Annotated in this window: 19 protein-coding genes; 8 read left to right on the plus strand and 11 right to left on the minus strand. The window is 57.2% G+C overall.

The window, feature by feature from the left end; translation table 11 throughout:
- Positions 1–9 precede the first annotated feature (9 nt).
- Positions 10–1,407 (plus strand): NAD(P)(+) transhydrogenase (Re/Si-specific) subunit beta, encoded by a 1,398-nt coding sequence (locus tag ABWH92_RS07885; RefSeq protein ID WP_375573682.1) that lies wholly within the window; start codon positions 10–12, stop codon positions 1,405–1,407.
- Positions 1,408–1,701: 294 nt separating this feature from the next.
- The gene (locus tag ABWH92_RS07890; RefSeq protein ID WP_375573684.1) at positions 1,702–2,139 is read left to right on the plus strand and encodes a hypothetical protein; all 438 of its coding nucleotides are present in this window, start codon (positions 1,702–1,704) and stop codon (positions 2,137–2,139) included.
- An 8-nt stretch (positions 2,140–2,147) separates the two neighbouring features.
- Here ABWH92_RS07890 and ABWH92_RS07895 read toward each other — a convergent pair whose 3' ends face one another.
- The 5 genes from ABWH92_RS07895 to ABWH92_RS07915 form a co-directional block, all read right to left on the minus strand.
- Entirely contained in the window at positions 2,148–2,945 is a 798-nt protein-coding gene (locus ABWH92_RS07895; RefSeq protein ID WP_375574214.1) for a tetratricopeptide repeat protein, read from the minus strand.
- 215 nt (positions 2,946–3,160) lie between these two features.
- The gene (gene rpsU, locus ABWH92_RS07900; RefSeq protein WP_375573686.1) at positions 3,161–3,385 is read right to left on the minus strand and encodes a 30S ribosomal protein S21; all 225 of its coding nucleotides are present in this window, start codon (positions 3,383–3,385) and stop codon (positions 3,161–3,163) included.
- Positions 3,386–3,637: 252 nt separating this feature from the next.
- Positions 3,638–4,726 (minus strand): 5-(carboxyamino)imidazole ribonucleotide synthase, encoded by a 1,089-nt coding sequence (locus ABWH92_RS07905; RefSeq protein WP_375573687.1) that lies wholly within the window; start codon positions 4,724–4,726, stop codon positions 3,638–3,640.
- Positions 4,726–5,244, minus strand: coding sequence for a 5-(carboxyamino)imidazole ribonucleotide mutase (gene purE / locus ABWH92_RS07910; RefSeq protein ID WP_375573688.1), 519 nt, complete (start codon positions 5,242–5,244; stop codon positions 4,726–4,728). The genes ABWH92_RS07905 and purE overlap by 1 nt, the downstream gene beginning before the upstream one ends.
- Before the next feature lie 15 nt (positions 5,245–5,259).
- A complete protein-coding gene (locus tag ABWH92_RS07915) occupies positions 5,260–5,475 on the minus strand; it encodes a YdcH family protein (RefSeq protein ID WP_375573689.1) in 216 nt (71 codons plus the stop codon).
- 234 nt (positions 5,476–5,709) lie between these two features.
- Here ABWH92_RS07915 and ABWH92_RS07920 point away from each other — a divergent pair, with 234 nt between their 5' ends.
- The 3 genes from ABWH92_RS07920 (at position 5,710) to ABWH92_RS07930 (ending at position 8,927) form a co-directional block, all read left to right on the plus strand.
- A complete protein-coding gene (locus ABWH92_RS07920) occupies positions 5,710–5,898 on the plus strand; it encodes a YdcH family protein (RefSeq protein ID WP_375573691.1) in 189 nt (62 codons plus the stop codon).
- A gap of 197 nt (positions 5,899–6,095) precedes the next feature.
- Entirely contained in the window at positions 6,096–8,012 is a 1,917-nt protein-coding gene (locus ABWH92_RS07925; protein ID WP_375573693.1) for a propionyl-CoA synthetase, read from the plus strand.
- A 111-nt stretch (positions 8,013–8,123) separates the two neighbouring features.
- On the plus strand, positions 8,124–8,927 hold the full coding sequence (locus ABWH92_RS07930; RefSeq protein WP_375573695.1) for an SDR family NAD(P)-dependent oxidoreductase: 804 nt from the start codon (positions 8,124–8,126) through the stop codon (positions 8,925–8,927).
- Between the two features lie 4 nt (positions 8,928–8,931).
- On the opposite strand, the gene ABWH92_RS07935 is transcribed toward ABWH92_RS07930, so the two are convergent.
- The 4 genes from ABWH92_RS07935 to ABWH92_RS07950 form a co-directional block, all read right to left on the minus strand.
- The gene (locus tag ABWH92_RS07935; protein WP_375573697.1) at positions 8,932–9,717 is read right to left on the minus strand and encodes a DUF1013 domain-containing protein; all 786 of its coding nucleotides are present in this window, start codon (positions 9,715–9,717) and stop codon (positions 8,932–8,934) included.
- Between the two features lie 147 nt (positions 9,718–9,864).
- Positions 9,865–10,185 (minus strand): ArsR/SmtB family transcription factor, encoded by a 321-nt coding sequence (locus ABWH92_RS07940; RefSeq protein WP_375573699.1) that lies wholly within the window; start codon positions 10,183–10,185, stop codon positions 9,865–9,867.
- 51 nt (positions 10,186–10,236) lie between these two features.
- On the minus strand, positions 10,237–11,466 hold the full coding sequence (locus tag ABWH92_RS07945; protein WP_375573700.1) for a hypothetical protein: 1,230 nt from the start codon (positions 11,464–11,466) through the stop codon (positions 10,237–10,239).
- Positions 11,467–11,572: 106 nt separating this feature from the next.
- Positions 11,573–12,583 (minus strand): NAD(P)H-quinone oxidoreductase, encoded by a 1,011-nt coding sequence (locus ABWH92_RS07950; RefSeq protein ID WP_375573702.1) that lies wholly within the window; start codon positions 12,581–12,583, stop codon positions 11,573–11,575.
- Positions 12,584–12,618: 35 nt separating this feature from the next.
- Between ABWH92_RS07950 and ABWH92_RS07955 the strand changes: the two genes are divergently transcribed.
- Entirely contained in the window at positions 12,619–12,867 is a 249-nt protein-coding gene (locus tag ABWH92_RS07955) for a DUF1192 domain-containing protein (protein WP_375573704.1), read from the plus strand.
- A 3-nt stretch (positions 12,868–12,870) separates the two neighbouring features.
- On the opposite strand, the gene ABWH92_RS07960 is transcribed toward ABWH92_RS07955, so the two are convergent.
- Complete coding sequence (locus ABWH92_RS07960; protein WP_375573706.1) at positions 12,871–13,317, minus strand: DMT family transporter; 447 nt, start codon at positions 13,315–13,317, stop codon at positions 12,871–12,873.
- A gap of 9 nt (positions 13,318–13,326) precedes the next feature.
- The gene (locus ABWH92_RS07965) at positions 13,327–14,037 is read right to left on the minus strand and encodes a type 1 glutamine amidotransferase domain-containing protein (protein ID WP_375573708.1); all 711 of its coding nucleotides are present in this window, start codon (positions 14,035–14,037) and stop codon (positions 13,327–13,329) included.
- Positions 14,038–14,128: 91 nt separating this feature from the next.
- Between ABWH92_RS07965 and ABWH92_RS07970 the strand changes: the two genes are divergently transcribed.
- On the plus strand, positions 14,129–15,046 hold the full coding sequence (locus ABWH92_RS07970; RefSeq protein WP_375573710.1) for a LysR family transcriptional regulator: 918 nt from the start codon (positions 14,129–14,131) through the stop codon (positions 15,044–15,046).
- Positions 15,047–15,374: 328 nt separating this feature from the next.
- Positions 15,375–15,917, plus strand: coding sequence for a DUF1465 family protein (locus ABWH92_RS07975; RefSeq protein WP_375573712.1), 543 nt, complete (start codon positions 15,375–15,377; stop codon positions 15,915–15,917).
- The last annotated feature ends 32 nt before the right edge of the window (positions 15,918–15,949 follow it).

Here is a 15,949-nt window from a genome sequence, read left to right on the forward strand (position 1 = left end):
ACTGAGATCATGAGTGCTAATCTTGCAGCCCTGTTTTACCTGATTGCAGGTGTTCTTTTCATTATGAGTTTGCGGGGTCTTTCGAGCCCTGAATCCTCGCGCCAAGGCAACATGTACGGCATGGTCGGTATGGCCATCGCCGTGGTGACGACACTGTTCCTCACCAACCTCACCATGGGATCGATCCTGCTGATCCTTCTCGGTATCGGGATCGGTGGTGGTATCGGTGCGGTCATCGCCAAGCGCATCCCAATGACGGCCATGCCGCAGCTTGTGGCAGCCTTCCACTCGCTGGTTGGTCTGGCCGCTGTTCTGGTGGCTGCTGCCGCGCTCTACGCGCCGCAGGCTTTTGGATTGGGTGACGTTGGTACCATCAAAACGGCCGCTCTGATTGAGATGGCTTTGGGTGCTGCCATCGGTGCAATCACGTTCACTGGGTCGATTATCGCTTTCGCCAAGCTTGATGGGCGCATGTCCGGCAAACCGATCATGTTGCCATCACGGCACTTGATCAACATCGCTTTGGCTGTTGCGCTTGTGGTGTTGACGGTTGTTCTGGTCGGCACTGAAAGCCACTTCATCTTCTGGATGATTGTGCTGGCAGCCCTGATTCTGGGCGTTTTGATCATCATCCCGATTGGTGGCGCCGACATGCCCGTCGTGGTGTCGATGCTTAACTCCTATTCCGGTTGGGCTGCTGCGGGCATTGGTTTTACGCTTGGCAACACAGCGTTGATCATCACAGGCGCATTGGTCGGTTCATCGGGTGCGATCCTCTCTTACATCATGTGTAAGGGCATGAACCGATCGTTCTTCTCCGTTATTCTGGGCGGCTTTGGTGGCGATGATGCTGCAGCCGGCGCGGGTGGTGAAGAAGAAACCCGTCCGGTTAAGCAGGGGTCCGCTGACGATGCCGCCTTCATGATGAAGAATGCCGGCAAAGTCATCATTGTACCCGGTTACGGTATGGCCGTTGCGCAAGCCCAGCACGCGCTGCGGGAGATGGCTGATACGCTGAAAGCTGAAGGCGTGGAGGTGAAGTACGCCATCCACCCTGTGGCTGGCCGTATGCCTGGACACATGAACGTGCTCTTGGCTGAGGCGAACGTGCCGTACGATGAGGTCTTCGAACTTGAAGACATCAACAGCGAGTTCTCGACCGCTGATGTGGCCTTTGTTATCGGCGCCAACGATGTGACCAACCCGGCAGCCAAGACCGACCCACAGTCGGCCATCTATGGCATGCCGATCTTGAACGTTGCGGACTCTGGCACTGTGCTGTTTGTCAAACGCGGCATGGCATCTGGCTATGCTGGGGTGCAGAACGAGCTGTTCTTCCGCGACAACACGATGATGTTGTTCTCCGATGCCAAGAAGATGGTCGAGGATATTGTGAAGGCGCTTTAGGGCTCCGACGTGTCGCAGATATCAAGTTCACAAACCCGCTCAGGTGACCCTGGGCGGGTTTGTTCGTTTCGGGCCAACGTGCTCGCCCGGGCGTTCAACTATCCTTACAGTCGGCCTTCTGTTCCCGTGCACTTTCATCAAGGGCGTGCTGCCCGCTTTTCGCCGTGTGGCGTGCGAGGGAGCGGACGATCTCTCCACGTGGAAGGAGTTGGGCTTTGTGCGCCGGTTCTGGCGGTTGGGTCCAACGCAGCCGTGTCAGTCTTGCGGCGCAAGTTTGGTGTAAAGCCGGTCTCTGTGATGCAAGGGCCTGTGCGTGTTTCCGGCTATGTCACAGCGCACTCAGCCCATATTGCGCGCTATGGCGCTATGCCAGCAACACTGGTCGAGCAGTCGGGTGGGCTCACAATGGCCCATCTGCAACTCATTCCGGTTGCGTTCTTACAAGCGCTGGATGCCAGTGAAGCTGTTGGCACTAATTATGATCGGGTATGGCTGGAGCAGCGCATCGACGTGCCATGGCTTGGCGTGCGTCTGACCGGTGTGTGGACGTATCGGTCGCTCCATGGCCCGGTCGTCAACGGCGAAGGTTTGATGGAACTCGGCCCTCAGAAGCAAGCCCTTGCTCATGCAGCTGAATGTGCTGGATGGCAGCTAGAGTTGGAGCCGTTTGTTTATCTGATGGTGCGTGATGCAGGTTTTAGAGGCGCAGTAACCCAGGCCTTGAAAGCCTAAGGCAGAACCTAGTTCACCCGGCCGAGGCCCTGCATTGCAACGCGATTGTTTTCATCAATCGTCAAGGCGCGCTGATAGGACACGCGGGCGTTTTCTAAGCTGCCTGCGGCCTCATACGCGATTCCGCGATTGATCCACGCATCGATGTTGCGCGAGTCGCGGCCGAGCACGGCATCAAAGTCTTCAATCGAAGCGCTCCAATCCCGCAGGGCCAGATAGCTTAAGCCGCGCGCCATGTAAGGTTCGGTGGCATTGGGATTGAAGCCAATGGCGGTGGTGAAATCTTCAATCGCCAGCACATGATTGTTCTGTGACTGGAAGATAAGCGCGCGGTTGTAATAAGCGCGCGCATCAGAAGAATTGAGCAGGATAGCTCGCTCATAGTCCGACAAGGCTTCCGGGAAACGTCCAGCTTCGCGATAGATGTTGCCGCGCCCCACATAGGCAGCATCATAGGCCGGGTTGGCAGCGATAGCGGCAGAGTAGTCGGCCAGGGCCTGCGCGCTGTTGCCCATCTCACGATGAACAAGGGCGCGGTTGGCAAGAGCCTGGTAAAAGCTCGGGTTGAGCGCCAACGCCTGATTGAAATCGGCCAGCGCATCATTGTAGCGACCCTCGCGACCATAGGCCGTGCCACGCATATTGTAGGCACCAGGGTCTTGCGGATTGGATGAGATGACTTCGGTGAGCGAGGCGATGTTTACCGCTTGGCTTGCAGCTAGCGGCCCGGTGGCCTGGTTGAGACCAGCGGTTTGACATGCGGCCAAAAAGAGAGCCGCGCAGGTAGCAAGCGCAACACGCGGCATCCAGCGCAAGGTCGACGCTCGATGGGCCGTTTGCTTGCCTTGGTTGGTGTCAAAGTGTGGTGAAACGCAAACCATGAAAACCCTCAGCATGACCCCGGTGGAGCGCGCTGCTAGACTAGAACGCGCAATCCCCGCGCTACAATGATGCGCATCATAGGCGCATCGTCCAGCTTTGGTGAGGGGTTATTCTGGCAGAATAGGGGCTGGCGCCAGACTTAACGGCGGCCTTTGCCTGGAAGCAGACCTTCGCGCTGTGCGCGTTTACGGGCCAGCTTGCGAGCACGACGAATGGCTTCAGCCTTTTCGCGGGCTTTCTTTTCAGACGGCTTTTCGTAATGGCCGCGAAGTTTCATTTCACGAAAGATGCCTTCACGCTGCATCTTCTTTTTCAGGGCTTTGAGCGCCTGATCAACATTGTTGTCCCGAACGAGTACCTGCACGTGTCATCCTGTCGTTGTCGCCGTGGCCTATGCTTTGCCGTGCCAGAGGGCGAAAAGGGTGTTTTGTTTCAATGCGTTGTAGATCAACAGAGTATTGGGCCAAACCAGCAGCAAAGCCGCGTTTGGACGCCCCAATGGCCGCCCGATGGCGCTCCTCATCCAACCTACAATGCGGAATGAGGTGGGCGGATACCAGATCGACTGCGGTTTGTCCACAAAGCTGACATGCTTTTGCACGCGGTTGGCCTGACTTTATGTGCGTGGCGCAATGCGCGTGATGTGGCCCATCTTTCGGCCTTTTCGCACATCTGCCTTGCCGTAAAGATGGATTTGGGTGTCGGGTCTTGCTGCATGTGAGGCAAGCTCTTCGACATCCGGTCCAACAAGATTCGTCATGACCGCGTCTGAATGACGTTCTGGCGCGCCGAGTGGCCACCCGGCGACGGCGCGTATGTGATTGTCGAACTGGTCATGCAGACATGCATCCATGGTCCAGTGGCCAGAATTGTGCACACGCGGTGCGATCTCATTGATCAGAAGGGTTCCTTGTTCCGTGACAAAGAACTCCACCGTCAGCACACCAACATGCTCAAGTGCGACGGCAACCTTAACGGCTGCTTCTTGTGCTTGGCGCGTCAAGTCCGGTGTCACGTTGAACGCTGAAAACTGACCAACCGATGACGTGTCGAGAATGCCGTCCTTATGGATATTGACCGGCACGTCATAGGCCACCGCGTTGCCATCAATGTCACGTGCAATGATAGCTGAGACCTCGGCCACAAAAGCAATGCGCGCTTCAAGCACTGCTGGCGCTGCGCCAATCGCCTGCCAGGCCTGATGGGCGTCGATGTCAGCCGTTTGGAGGCGTGTCTGGCCCTTGCCGTCATACCCAAGCCGGCGGGTTTTCAGGACTGTGTCACCACCGAGCGCAGTGTGGGCGCGCTCTATTGCGTCTGGACCATCAATCGCGGCGTAGGGCGCAACGTTCAGCCCTAAACGTTCCAAAAACTGTTTTTCGGTGAGGCGGTCTTGGCTGGTTTCCAGTGAGGCCAAGCCCGGGTGGAGCGGAACCGCGCCTGCCAGCTGTTCCAGGCTGGCCTTGGGGACGTTTTCAAACTCAAACGTTACGACTTGGCAGGCCTTTGCAAACGAGGCGAGTGCGTTGCCATCGGTGTAGCTGGCGCAGGTGTGAGTGGCAGCGACTTCTGCCGCTGGCGCGTCTTTGGCTGGATCGAAGATATGGATTTTTAGCCCATAGCGTGCCGCTGACATGGCAAGCATGCGCCCCAGCTGACCGCCGCCAAGAATGCCGATGGTGCTACCAGGCTGGAGGGCGTTCATCAGGTTGGGTCGTCCACCGGAGCAGCGGCAACACCATCGGTGCGTGCCTGTCGCCAAGCTTTTAGGCGATCTGCCAGATCATCGTCCGACAGTGCCAAGATGCTTGCCGCCATAAGTCCGGCGTTGGAGGCACCGGCCTTGCCGATAGCGAGGGTTCCAACAGGCACACCGGCGGGCATCTGGACAATGGAAAGAAGGCTATCTTGCCCTTGAAGCGCAGTCACTGACACCGGCACACCAAGCACAGGCAAGGTGGTCATTGCGGCAACCATGCCTGGAAGATGGGCGGCGCCACCGGCTCCAGCGATGATCACTTTGTGACCGGCGTCTTCGGCACCCTTGGCAAAAGCCGTCATACGATCTGGCGTTCGATGAGCGGAGACAATTTTTGTCTCATAAACCACGCCCAACTCATCAAGTCGGTCAGCGGCATGGCGCATGGTCGGCCAATCGGACTGGCTGCCCATGATGATGGCCACTGGGGCCTCGCCGGATCGAGGTGCGTGATGTGAGGACATGAAAGGCGGCTTTGCTTAAGCGATGATGTCGGGAAGCAACTGATCTTCGAGCACAATCATGCGATCTTTCAAGATGAGCTTGCGCTTTTTGAGCCGTTGAAGTTGCAGATGATCAGCACGTCCCGTTTCGATGAGGGCCTCAATGGCTGCATCGAGGTCGCGGTGTTCCTGGCGCAGCTTGGCCAGTTCCTGGCGCGCATCCTGATCATCATTGGAAGGCGTGGGGGTCATAAACGGGTAACTCGACCGACGAAAACTGTCCGCAAAATGCGGTCGCGAGCCAGCATCGATACCATGCTCTTTTGCAGTGCGCTACTCGCCCCCTGATTCCGAACCGGTTTTTCGTGCATTGCAGTATAAAAAGATGCGGATAGGCGATGCGAACAGCGCGATTATTTGAAAAGTCAATCTGTACGACCCAAAATCAGTATGGCAGCCTCATTTTGTTAGAAAAAGGAGGATTGCATGACGGTTGAATCTCATCTCGCCGAATTGGAGCGGCGGCACCTCGCGATTGACAGCAAGATTTCTGACGAAGAGCGGCGACCGGCCAAGGATGGCCTGGAGATTGCTGCACTTAAGAGACAGAAACTCAGTTTGAAGGATGAGATGGAGCGTTTGCGTAAGGAGACAGTGGGCACCAGGGCCAACTAGCCCCTTTTTGGAGTGACATGTCACCAAGCCGTCTGGCGCTCGCCGGGCGGCTTTTTTGTTGGTCTATAGGCGTAGAGTTTGATGAAGCTCATCACCTTTTGCCCAGCTTGCGGGCAAGAAGCAGATTGGGCACACCTGTCAGCAGCACTGCGACATCAAGAAAAGATCCGAAACCGGATACAGGGAAGGGAACCGCCATGAGCGCTTCAAGCCAGAACTATCATCAAACCTATCAAAGCTGGCAGGAAGACCCTCTGGCTTTTTGGGCCCACGCTGCCCAAGGCGTGGATTGGATGAGCCCGTTTGAGCGTGTGTTTGATCCAAGTGCTGGTGTTTATGGCCGTTGGTTCCCTGGCGGTGTCTGCAACACAGCCTACAACTGTCTTGATCGTCATGTGGAGCGCGGGCGTAAGGGCCAGGCGGCGCTTATCTATGACAGCCCGATCACGGGTTCAAAGAAAGTCTACTCCTTTGAGGATTTGCGCGATGAGGTGAGCGCTTTTGGCGCGGTGCTGAAAAACCTCGGTGTCGGTAAGGGCGACCGCGTTGTTGTCTATATGCCGATGATCCCTGAAGCAGCGATTGCAATGCTGGCCTGCGCCCGCATTGGGGCCATCCATTCGGTGGTGTTTGGTGGGTTTGCGGCCAGTGAGCTTGCCACCCGCATCGACGATGCCCGTCCCAAGGCGATTATCTCCGCCTCGTGCGGCATCGAGCCCAACAGGGTGATCGCCTACAAACCGCTGCTGGACGAGGCGATTGACCTTTCAACGCACAAGCCAGAGCTCACGGTCATCAAGCAGCGCGAACAGAAGCCGTGTGACCTGATTGACGGACGTGATCACGACTATGACGCGCTGCTCGCCGATGCCAATGCGCGCGGTATCGATAGCGATCCAGAGCCTATGGACGCCACTGATCCGCTCTACATTCTCTACACCTCTGGCACGACTGGTATCCCCAAGGGCGTGGTGCGCGACCATGGCGGCCACATGGTGGCCCTCAATTGGACGATGAGCGCGATTTACGACATGCAACCCGGCGACGTGTTTTGGGCAGCCTCCGACGTCGGTTGGGTGGTCGGTCATTCCTACATTGTCTACGCGCCTCTGCTGGCCGGCTGCACGACCATTCTCTACGAAGGCAAACCGGTTGGTACGCCCGATCCAGGTGCGTTTTGGCGGGTGATTGAAGAGCACAAGGTGTCCTCCCTCTTCACTGCACCGACGGCTTTCCGCGCGATCAAGAAGGAAGATCCTGACGGTGCCTTTATCGAGAAGTATGATCTGCACACACTCAAAACGCTTTTCTTGGCCGGGGAGCGGGCAGATCCGGACACCATTGAATGGGCGCAAGAGAAGCTGCGCGTACCTGTGATCGACCATTGGTGGCAGACCGAAACTGGATGGGCCATTGCTGGCAACCCAGTCGGACTTGGCAAACTGCCGGTGAGGCTAGGATCCCCGACCGTGGCGATGCCTGGCTATGATGTGCAGGTGATTGATGATGCAGGACACCCGGTGCCCGCCGACACACTTGGCAACATTGTGGTGAAACTGCCCCTGCCTCCGGGCTGTTTGCCGACACTTTGGAACAATGATGAGCGCTTCAAGGCGTCTTATCTGGAAGAGTTTCCGGGCTACTACAAAACCGCGGATGCCGGGATGATCGACGGAGATGGCTATCTCTTCATCATGGCGCGCACCGATGACATCATCAATGTTGCCGGACACAGGCTTTCCACCGGTGGCATGGAAGAGGTTCTTTCTGGCCACCCTGCTGTTGCGGAAGCGGCAGTGATCGGGGTCTCTGATGCACTGAAGGGTCAGCTTCCAGCTGGCTTTGTGGTCACCAAAGATGGCGTCGATCTGCCGATGGAGCAGCTTGAAAAAGAGATGGTGGCGCTGGTGCGCGAGAAGATCGGGCCGGTGGCGGCCTTCAAAACAGTGATGGTGGTGGATCGTCTGCCGAAAACCCGTTCGGGCAAGATCTTGCGCGGAACCATGCGACAGATCGCTGACGGCGAGCCTTACAAAATGCCTGCTACCATCGATGATCCTGCGATCTTGGATGAGATCAGTGGCGCACTGAAAACCAAAGGCTATGCAGCCTAGCGATCGGGCCGAGCGAAGCAGTGTACGATCACTTATGATTGCACGCTGCTTGTCCGCCCAACGCCCGACGCGTTAAACGCGGCGCATCTTCAACAGAATTAGGAACACTTCATGGCCGTCAGTTTCGCACTGGAACGCAAGACCGCAATCGTCACCGGTGCCGCGCACGGGATCGGGTTGGCCATTGCCGAACGTTTCGTCGAAGAGGGCATGAAAGTCATCGTCGCCGATGTGGACGACAGCGCTGGCCAAGACGTGGTGGAGCGGCTGTCGACTGTTGGTGAGGCGACCTATGTGCATTGCGATGTGTCAGACCGACTGGATGTGCGCAATCTGCTTGCTAAGAGCCTCGAGGCCTATGGCGAGATTGATGTGTTGGTCGCCAATGCAGGTATTGTTCACACCGCAGACTTTTTGGAGATTGATGAGGCTGATTTCGACCGGGTGATCGGCGTGAATCTGAAAGGTGTCTTCCTTACATGCCAAGCCGTCGCCAAGCATATGGTGGAGCGGGTGGAGGCAGGTGAAAAGCCGGGCACAATCATCACCATGTCGAGCGTGAACGCTGAGCTCGCGATCCCCAACCAAGCGCCTTACGTGGCCTCGAAAGGCGGGGTGCGGCAGCTGACAAAGGTGATGGCCCTATCTCTCGCCAAGCATGGCATCCGGGTCAACGCCATCGGGCCGGGCACGATCATGACCAAGTTGGTGGAAGATGTGTTGGCTGACGATGACATTCGCCAGCGCATGATGACCCGCACGCCCATCGGTCGCATCGGTGAGGCGAGCGAAATTGCCTCCATCGCGGCCTTTTTGGCCAGCGAGCAGGCAAGCTACATCACTGGCCAAACGCTCTATGCCGATGGCGGTCGGTTGGGGCTGAACTACACCGTGCCGGTCGAGCCGAGCGCTTAACGCCTTACGATTTCTCGTCGGCGCCTGTGTCTTCGTCGGATGGGCTGGTCAGTTCTTTCAGCTTGGCAAACACAGAATCAGCATCAAGATCGTCTTGCGCTTCTTGAGCAGCCTCTTCTTCCTGCTCAGCGGAAGGTTCGCTGACGCCAAACACCTCTTCGATGCCAGCCTCTTCTTCGCTGGGGAATTCGGTTGGCGTGGTGGCGGCCAACGCTTCTTCGGCTGTCAGCAGCACAGGGCCAGCTGCTTCGATGGCTGGTGGTGCATTGCGTGACGCCTTCTGCACTTCCAAATCCAGCTCGATCTGTTTGCACAGACCCAAGGTTACTGGATCCATCGGTGTAAGGTTTGCCGCGTTCCAGTGCGCGCCAGAGCGGATCGATTCAATGGTGTTTTTCGTCGTACCGACCAAACGCATGATCTGTGCGTCTTTGAGTTCCTTGTGGTTGCGCAACAACCAAAGGATCGCATTGGGGCGGTCATGGCGGCGTGACACCGGGGTGTAGCGCGGCCCGCGCTTTTTCGAACTGGTTGCAACCACCGTTTTGGCTGGCTGCAGTTTTAGGTCGAGCGCTGGGTTCTCTTCAGCAGCGGTAATCTGCTCGCGAGTCAGTTGGCCTGTTTGCAGCGGATCGAGGCCTTTGATGCCTTGAGCAGCTTCTCCATCGGCGATGGCTTTCACCTCAAGCGGGTGAAGTGCACAAAACTTGGCGATCTGATCAAACGTCAGCGCGGTGTTATCAACCAACCAAACGGCGGTGGCTTTGGGCATCAAAAGGGTGTCGGCCATGGTGGAATCCTAACAATAAGGCTCTTCAGGCCCGGTCGGACTGTTTCCGATCGCGGGGCCGAGCATCTTGATAATGATGTCGGGGAGGTGGGAACCGTATAGTAAATTTACAAACCGGTTGCAATGGTCGGTTGCAGTTTGCCCACGCTAAGCTTTGCACCAAGCCTTGTGCAAATAGGCGATGAGGCCGGCGATCTCGTCCGATGCCAACGTATAATAGATGGTGGTTCCATCGCGGCGGGTTGCTACCAAACCATGGGCGCGCAGCAAAGCCAGATGCTGTGAGAGCGTGGTGGGTTTGCTTCCAGTGAGCTCAGCCAAGGCACCTACGGACTTCTCGCCATCCACCAAGTGGCACACCGCCAGCAGGCGCGCCGGGGCGCTGAGCAGCTTGAGAATCTCTGTCACTTCGCCAACATTGTCGGCCATGGAAGCAGCGGTGGGACGTTCAACGGTGTCTGTCGACATGAGGGGCTCACAGTACCACGGGCTGGTATCCAGCCCGTGGATTGTTTGGGTTTATGCGGTCGCGGCGGTGTTTAGGGGCGCTGCCGGTGCCTGACGCATCAGTTTAGCAAGCAGCTTGAAGAACAGCCAGATGGCCAGCACTTGGAACGCCAACGGAATGGCCGTTACGCTCCAATAAGCAACGCCGAACTCGGCAATGAGACCGGTGGCGACCAAGCCCTTGTTGATGAGGAAGTGACCCATCACTGAGAACGCCACCACAGGGCAGAGTAGGGCGAGTGATCCAGGAGAGGATTCAGGTCCACTGACAAAGCGAGCCAGATAGTTTGTCTTCTTCAGCGCACCCCAGCCGGCGGCAAGCAGAAGGATCTGTGCGGCGAAGAAGGTGGTAAGCATCATGAAGGTGCTACCAGCCGATGTGGGCAGATCAAAGTGGACATGCAAGCCATGGTTTTGGCGCAGGAAGGCAATGCCAAGAACGGTGAGGATCGGTACGCCAATCATCAGAGTAGGGGCGCCGTCAGCGGCGAGGCCATTCTCCATCATGGAGCGCACGCCAAGCGAAAGTGCGATGAGGCCCTGAACAATGGATGCCAGAATAAAAAGCGTGGACAGGCCAAGCGAGAACGCCACGGTGATGGCGTTTGTGGACATGGCGGCTGGCGCGGCCAAACCGACACCGATCATAGCGAAGGCGAAGGCTGGCAGCATCTGCGCCAGCGAGTTGTTTTTGGTGCAATCCAGTCCGCCGCCTAAGGCCTTGCTGGCAAAGCGCGCGAACAGCTTGAACGCATAGTATCCGATGATGGCGAAGGCGATCATAGCCAGTGGGAAGAGATATTCGACCACGCTCCAAAGGTTCGGCACGAACACCAAGCCGAGAATGAAACCGGCATTGACCGCCATGGCAAAGGCCAGTGGCATCGCCATGATTTGGCTTCCGGCATTGCTTGCCATGAGGGTTTGGTAGCCTTCGGTGCGGGCGAACTGGCGCAAACGTTGCACATTCCAGACAAGCAGCCGGACCAGCGTCGCAGCAAAAAAGGCGATACCAGCCAAGGCGATGGAGATGGTCGCTTGCATGGCAAGGCCGCCGCTGGAAAACGCGGTCATGATGTCTTCGAACACGGGCACGGGCTGGTCGGGATGCGGGACCCAGAACATCAGCATCATGAAGAAAGTGACGATGAGACCTCCTGCTCCCAGGGCGGCGAGGAACATCAAGGGGCTATAGGGTGGTTGCCCCGGTTGGGGCGGCGTAGTGGTTGAACGCGCTGTCATGGCGAAACTCCATTTCTTTTTATCTTTGTATATACAAATATATAGATTGCGAGTCTACCCGCCTTTGGTTGAACGCAGGTTCTGGTTCTACCTGTTTCTTGGTGGCCTAGGGACGCAGGATGATCTTGCCCATATGCTTTGAGCTTTCCATGCGTTCGTGCGCTTTGCTGGCGTCTTGGAGCGGAAAGACGGAGTCGACGTGAATCTTCACATCGCCCGACTCAATCAGTGGCCAGACATGATGCAGCACATCGTCGGCTAGTTGCGCTTTGAACGCATCGGAGCGTGCGCGCAGTGTGGACCCGGTGTGGGTAAGCCGCTTTAGCATCAGGCGTGAGAAATCAGCCTCAACGCTTGCGCCATTCAGGAAAGCGATCTGGACGATGCGCCCTTCAACGGCGGCGGCTTTCCAGTTGCGCTCAATATAGTCACCGCCGACCATATCCAGGATCACGTTGGCGCCCTTGCCATCGGTCGCGGCCTTTGTGCCTTCCACATAGTCTTCTTCTAGATAGTTGAAGGCGTGGTCGGCGCCGAGCTCGCGCATGGCGGCGCATTTTTCGTCTGATCCGGCTGTGGCCAGCACGGTCGCGCCATGGGCCTTGGCCAGTTGGATCGCCATCATGCCGATGCCTGATGTGCCGCCGTGGACCAGAAATGTCTCACCCTCAGTGAGGCCGCCCCGGTCAAACACGTTTGACCAAACCGTCAAGGCGGTTTCGGGAATGCCTGCTGCGGCTTCTATCGAAAGGCCTTCGGGGATCGGCAGGGCGTGGCGCTCGTCGGCAACGCAATGGTCAGCATAGCCACCACCAGTGACCAAAGCTGTCACCTGTTCGCCAATCTCGTAGCGCTCAGCGCCGCGCGCACGCGCCACCACGGTGCCGGCAATTTCCAGCCCCGGGATATCGCTTGCGCCCTTTGGCGGCGGGTACGCCCCAACGCGTTGCAGAACATCTGGGCGGTTAACCCCGGCAGCTTCCACTTTGATCAGGATTTTGTGGTCATCCAGATGGTGTGGCATGGGCCGGGTGCCTGGCACCAAAACATCCGGCCCGCCTGGTCTGTCGATGGTGATGACGTTGATGCTGCTGGGGAGATCGGAAAAGCTGCTCATGATGTGCCACTTGTTGTGCGAGAGGGTCAGACGGTATGATGTCTCAACGCATAGCGCCGCAAATGGCTTCAATGAAGGGGGACAATGTGATGGATATCGATCTGGAACCCAAGCCCAAGCCGACAATCACGGTGGGCGAGGATTTGTCTGATGCCTCGGTCGGCGAGTTGGCCGAGCGCATTGAAGCCTTGCGTGGCGAGATCGCCCGCTGCGAAGAGGCAATGACATCCAAGGATGCCGCACGCCTTGCCGCTGATGCGGTGTTTGGGGCACCAAAATCCTGAGGTTCAGGTAAACTTCACGAGCGCCGCACCCGCCAACACCAGACTCGCGCCGCTTGCTTTGAGCCAGGTAATGGAGCTTTGCGCTGTGCCGAAGGCGCCCAAATGGTCGAGCAGCAGTGCTGTCACCAACTGCCCGGCAATGATCAGCACAGCGGCTGAGCCAACGCCAAGTTTGGGCACCAGATAGACCACCGCCAGAATATAAAGCGTCGCGATGATGCCGCCGATCCAAGCGGAGACGGGTACCGCCTTCATGGCTGCCAGACCGGGTAAGGGCGTGCGCGCGATGAGCAGCACCAAACCCGTGGCGAGAACCCCGGTCAGGAACACGAAGAAAGACGCCACCACAGGGCCTCTGAGCGCGGTGCCCAACTGGCCGTTGAAGGCCAGCTGGAGCGGGATCATAGCGCCCGTTGCCAGCGCCATTGCAACAAGGGTCATCTGTCCCATGGTCAACACCTAGCTGCGGAGAGCGGCGATAACTTCGCGTGCGGCTGCGCCTGCTGAAACTTGTTGTTGGCCGGTGATCAAACTGCCATCGCGAATGGCGAACTCCTCCATCGGGCTTGCCACCTCGAATTGCGTGTCGGGCAGTTTTTTGGCTTCGGTCTCAATCCAGAAGGGTTGGATTTTTTGGCCAACAGCCTTTTCGGCATACTCTTCCTCAGCGTTGGCAAACCCGGTCCAGCGCTTGCCTTTCACCAGAAGATCGCCGTTTGAAAGCTTGGCTTTCAAAAGCACGCAGGTGCCGTGACAGACAGCGGCTGTTGGTTTGCCAGCCTCGTAAAAACTGGCCAGAAAGTCCTGCGTCGCCATATCATCGATCATGGTGACCATTGGCCCTTGGCCACCGACCACGAACACAGCGTCGTAGTTGTCGGCGTTGAGGTCAGAGAGTTTCGGTGTACCTTTGAGCAGCGCCATCTTGTCGGGCGATTGCTTGAAAGCCAGGGAGATGGTGTCTTCAGCGGAGTAACCGCTTTCATCTTCTGGATCAGAATACGCATCGGCTTCCAAGTCGCCGCCGTTGGGAGAGGCGATGGTAATGGCGTGTCCGGCATCCTGAAAAGCTTCGAAAGCGTGGGTGAGTTCGGCCCACCAAAAACCGATCGGCCAGCCGGTCACCGGCGATGTGGCGGGGTTGGAGACGATCATAAGAATGTGAGGCATGAGGTTTTCCTGTCGATGGGTTGGCCGCTCTTGCGGGCCGTCAGCAACAGGATTAGGTGGTAGGTGTATTCAATGAAACTGAAATAACTTCATGTCAGATTTCAATCATTTGAAAATGCGCCGTTTGGACCTCACGGTTCTTCTGATCTTTGCTGGGTTGATACGACACGGCAAAGCATCGTTGGTGGCACAAGAGCTTGGCCTGACAAACTCCTCCATCAGCCACGCCCTGCGGCGGCTGCGTGAGGTGTTTGAGGACGAGCTTTTTCTGCGCCGACCCCATGGGCTTGAGCCAACGGCGTTTGCGCGCTCCATCGAGCCTGCGGTCCAATCAGCGCTGGACGCCTTACAAAGTGCGCTGGTGGGACCCACAGCCTTTGACCCGGGCCAGAGCGCCGCGCACATTCGCCTTTCAGCGCAAGACTATGAGATTGCCACGCTTGTGCCTGCCTTGATGGCGCGGCTTCACCAATCGGCGCCCGGCATCACGCTTTCCATTCAAGCGCACACCAAGGCCGATGCGTTGAAGGCGCTGGAAGCTGGTGACGTTGATCTTGCGCTGGGGTTCTTTCCAGATCGCAGTTCCAAGCATCTCAGCACAGTTTTGTTTGAAGAAAGCTATCTTGTCACCGCGCGCGCTGACCATCCCTTTTTGCGCGATGGGCCTACCTTGGAGCGCTACCTGGCGGCGGATCATCTGCTGGTATCAGGCGATGCCACCATGGCGGGTATTGTCGATCAGGTGCTTGCCGCCCAAGGCTTGAAGCGACGTGTTGTGCTCTCGGTGCCCTTGTTCTTACCGGCCTTGGCAATGCTAGCCGACAGCCCAATGATCGCCACTCTACCGGCAGCTCTTGTGCGATTGCATGCAGCGCGTTTTCAGCTTTCCTTCACGCCGCCACCGATCACGGTGCGCACCTTCCAGGTGCATGCCTTGCGGCACGTGCGAGATGAGAAAAACCCTATGATCAACTGGCTGGTCGATGAACTGAACGGTATCCGTGGATAGGATGAAGTAAACAAAATCACTCTATTTTGAGGCGTTAAGATTTCAGAAACCTTTCTCGGTTACCTTCTGGAAATCGAGTTTTCTCGACAGTTTTTGAGCTCATGGTTGCTCATTGACGCCTCCCTGTTTTCAAACTGATTATTCAGCCGTAGCGTTTGCTGCGGCTTTTTTTTGCTTTGTGCCAGCAAGACAAACGACCAAACCTCACCAAGCACTGTTAACCGAGCCTGAAGATCGCTGCCTCTAGGGTGGGCTGGGATATGGACGGCGCGGCCAAATGGGCTATGCTTTGCCACAATCTGAGCAACAACAGTGGTGGCACAGCACTATGGATCATACGAGCGGCATAGACGATGGCTCAATGATGACGCCGGATGACCCGGTCTCGTTCGCTGATCGGCTGGTTGGTTCCAACGCGTTCCATGACCTTTTTGAGCACGGCATGCAGTTGGTTGAAACGACCGCTGAATATCTTGACAAAGAAGGTCGCGAGGAAGCCAAGGATCTGGCCCGCGCCGGGGCGATGGCGTATGCGACGGAGTCGATGCGGCTGACCACCCGGTTGATGCAGCTGGCCTCATGGCTGTTGCTGCAACGTGCCGTGCACGAAGGTGAGATGACGCTGGAGCAAGCGGCGCAAGAAAAGGCCAAGGTGCGTATCCATGGCCTTTCCAGTCCTACGCAGGGCCCTGGTTGGGATGAGCTGCCAAGCACGCTGCGTGAGCTGGTTGAAGCATCGCTTGATCTGCAAACACGTGTGCAGCGTCTGGATGGCATTTTTTATCAACGCGGCCACACGGTGGATGATGATCAGCCTGCGGCCAATCCGGTGGCTGAGCAGATGGCGCGTTTGTCAGATGCGTTTGGATGATCCGACGGACTGACCTTAAACAAAAAAAAGGC

The organism is Ahrensia marina (assembly GCF_042140245.1).
In the GTDB taxonomy this organism is placed as follows: Bacteria; Pseudomonadota; Alphaproteobacteria; order Rhizobiales; family MH13; genus MH13.

What these genes read in the sequence shown, in the direction of transcription:
- ABWH92_RS07885 (WP_375573682.1), top strand. Translation starts at nt 10, where the DNA reads ATGAGTGCTAATCTTGCAGCCCTGTTTTACCTGATTGCAGGTGTTCTT.
- ABWH92_RS07895 (WP_375574214.1), bottom strand. Translation starts at nt 2,945, where the DNA reads ATGCCGCGTGTTGCGCTTGCTACCTGCGCGGCTCTCTTTTTGGCCGCA.
- ABWH92_RS07905 (WP_375573687.1), bottom strand. Translation starts at nt 4,726, where the DNA reads ATGAACGCCCTCCAGCCTGGTAGCACCATCGGCATTCTTGGCGGCGGT.
- purE (WP_375573688.1), bottom strand. Translation starts at nt 5,244, where the DNA reads ATGTCCTCACATCACGCACCTCGATCCGGCGAGGCCCCAGTGGCCATC.
- ABWH92_RS07915 (WP_375573689.1), bottom strand. Translation starts at nt 5,475, where the DNA reads ATGACCCCCACGCCTTCCAATGATGATCAGGATGCGCGCCAGGAACTG.
- ABWH92_RS07920 (WP_375573691.1), top strand. Translation starts at nt 5,710, where the DNA reads ATGACGGTTGAATCTCATCTCGCCGAATTGGAGCGGCGGCACCTCGCG.
- ABWH92_RS07925 (WP_375573693.1), top strand. Translation starts at nt 6,096, where the DNA reads ATGAGCGCTTCAAGCCAGAACTATCATCAAACCTATCAAAGCTGGCAG.
- ABWH92_RS07930 (WP_375573695.1), top strand. Translation starts at nt 8,124, where the DNA reads ATGGCCGTCAGTTTCGCACTGGAACGCAAGACCGCAATCGTCACCGGT.
- ABWH92_RS07935 (WP_375573697.1), bottom strand. Translation starts at nt 9,717, where the DNA reads ATGGCCGACACCCTTTTGATGCCCAAAGCCACCGCCGTTTGGTTGGTT.
- ABWH92_RS07940 (WP_375573699.1), bottom strand. Translation starts at nt 10,185, where the DNA reads ATGTCGACAGACACCGTTGAACGTCCCACCGCTGCTTCCATGGCCGAC.
- ABWH92_RS07945 (WP_375573700.1), bottom strand. Translation starts at nt 11,466, where the DNA reads ATGACAGCGCGTTCAACCACTACGCCGCCCCAACCGGGGCAACCACCC.
- ABWH92_RS07950 (WP_375573702.1), bottom strand. Translation starts at nt 12,583, where the DNA reads ATGAGCAGCTTTTCCGATCTCCCCAGCAGCATCAACGTCATCACCATC.
- ABWH92_RS07955 (WP_375573704.1), top strand. Translation starts at nt 12,619, where the DNA reads ATGATGTCTCAACGCATAGCGCCGCAAATGGCTTCAATGAAGGGGGAC.
- ABWH92_RS07960 (WP_375573706.1), bottom strand. Translation starts at nt 13,317, where the DNA reads ATGGGACAGATGACCCTTGTTGCAATGGCGCTGGCAACGGGCGCTATG.
- ABWH92_RS07965 (WP_375573708.1), bottom strand. Translation starts at nt 14,037, where the DNA reads ATGCCTCACATTCTTATGATCGTCTCCAACCCCGCCACATCGCCGGTG.
- ABWH92_RS07970 (WP_375573710.1), top strand. Translation starts at nt 14,129, where the DNA reads ATGTCAGATTTCAATCATTTGAAAATGCGCCGTTTGGACCTCACGGTT.
- ABWH92_RS07975 (WP_375573712.1), top strand. Translation starts at nt 15,375, where the DNA reads ATGGATCATACGAGCGGCATAGACGATGGCTCAATGATGACGCCGGAT.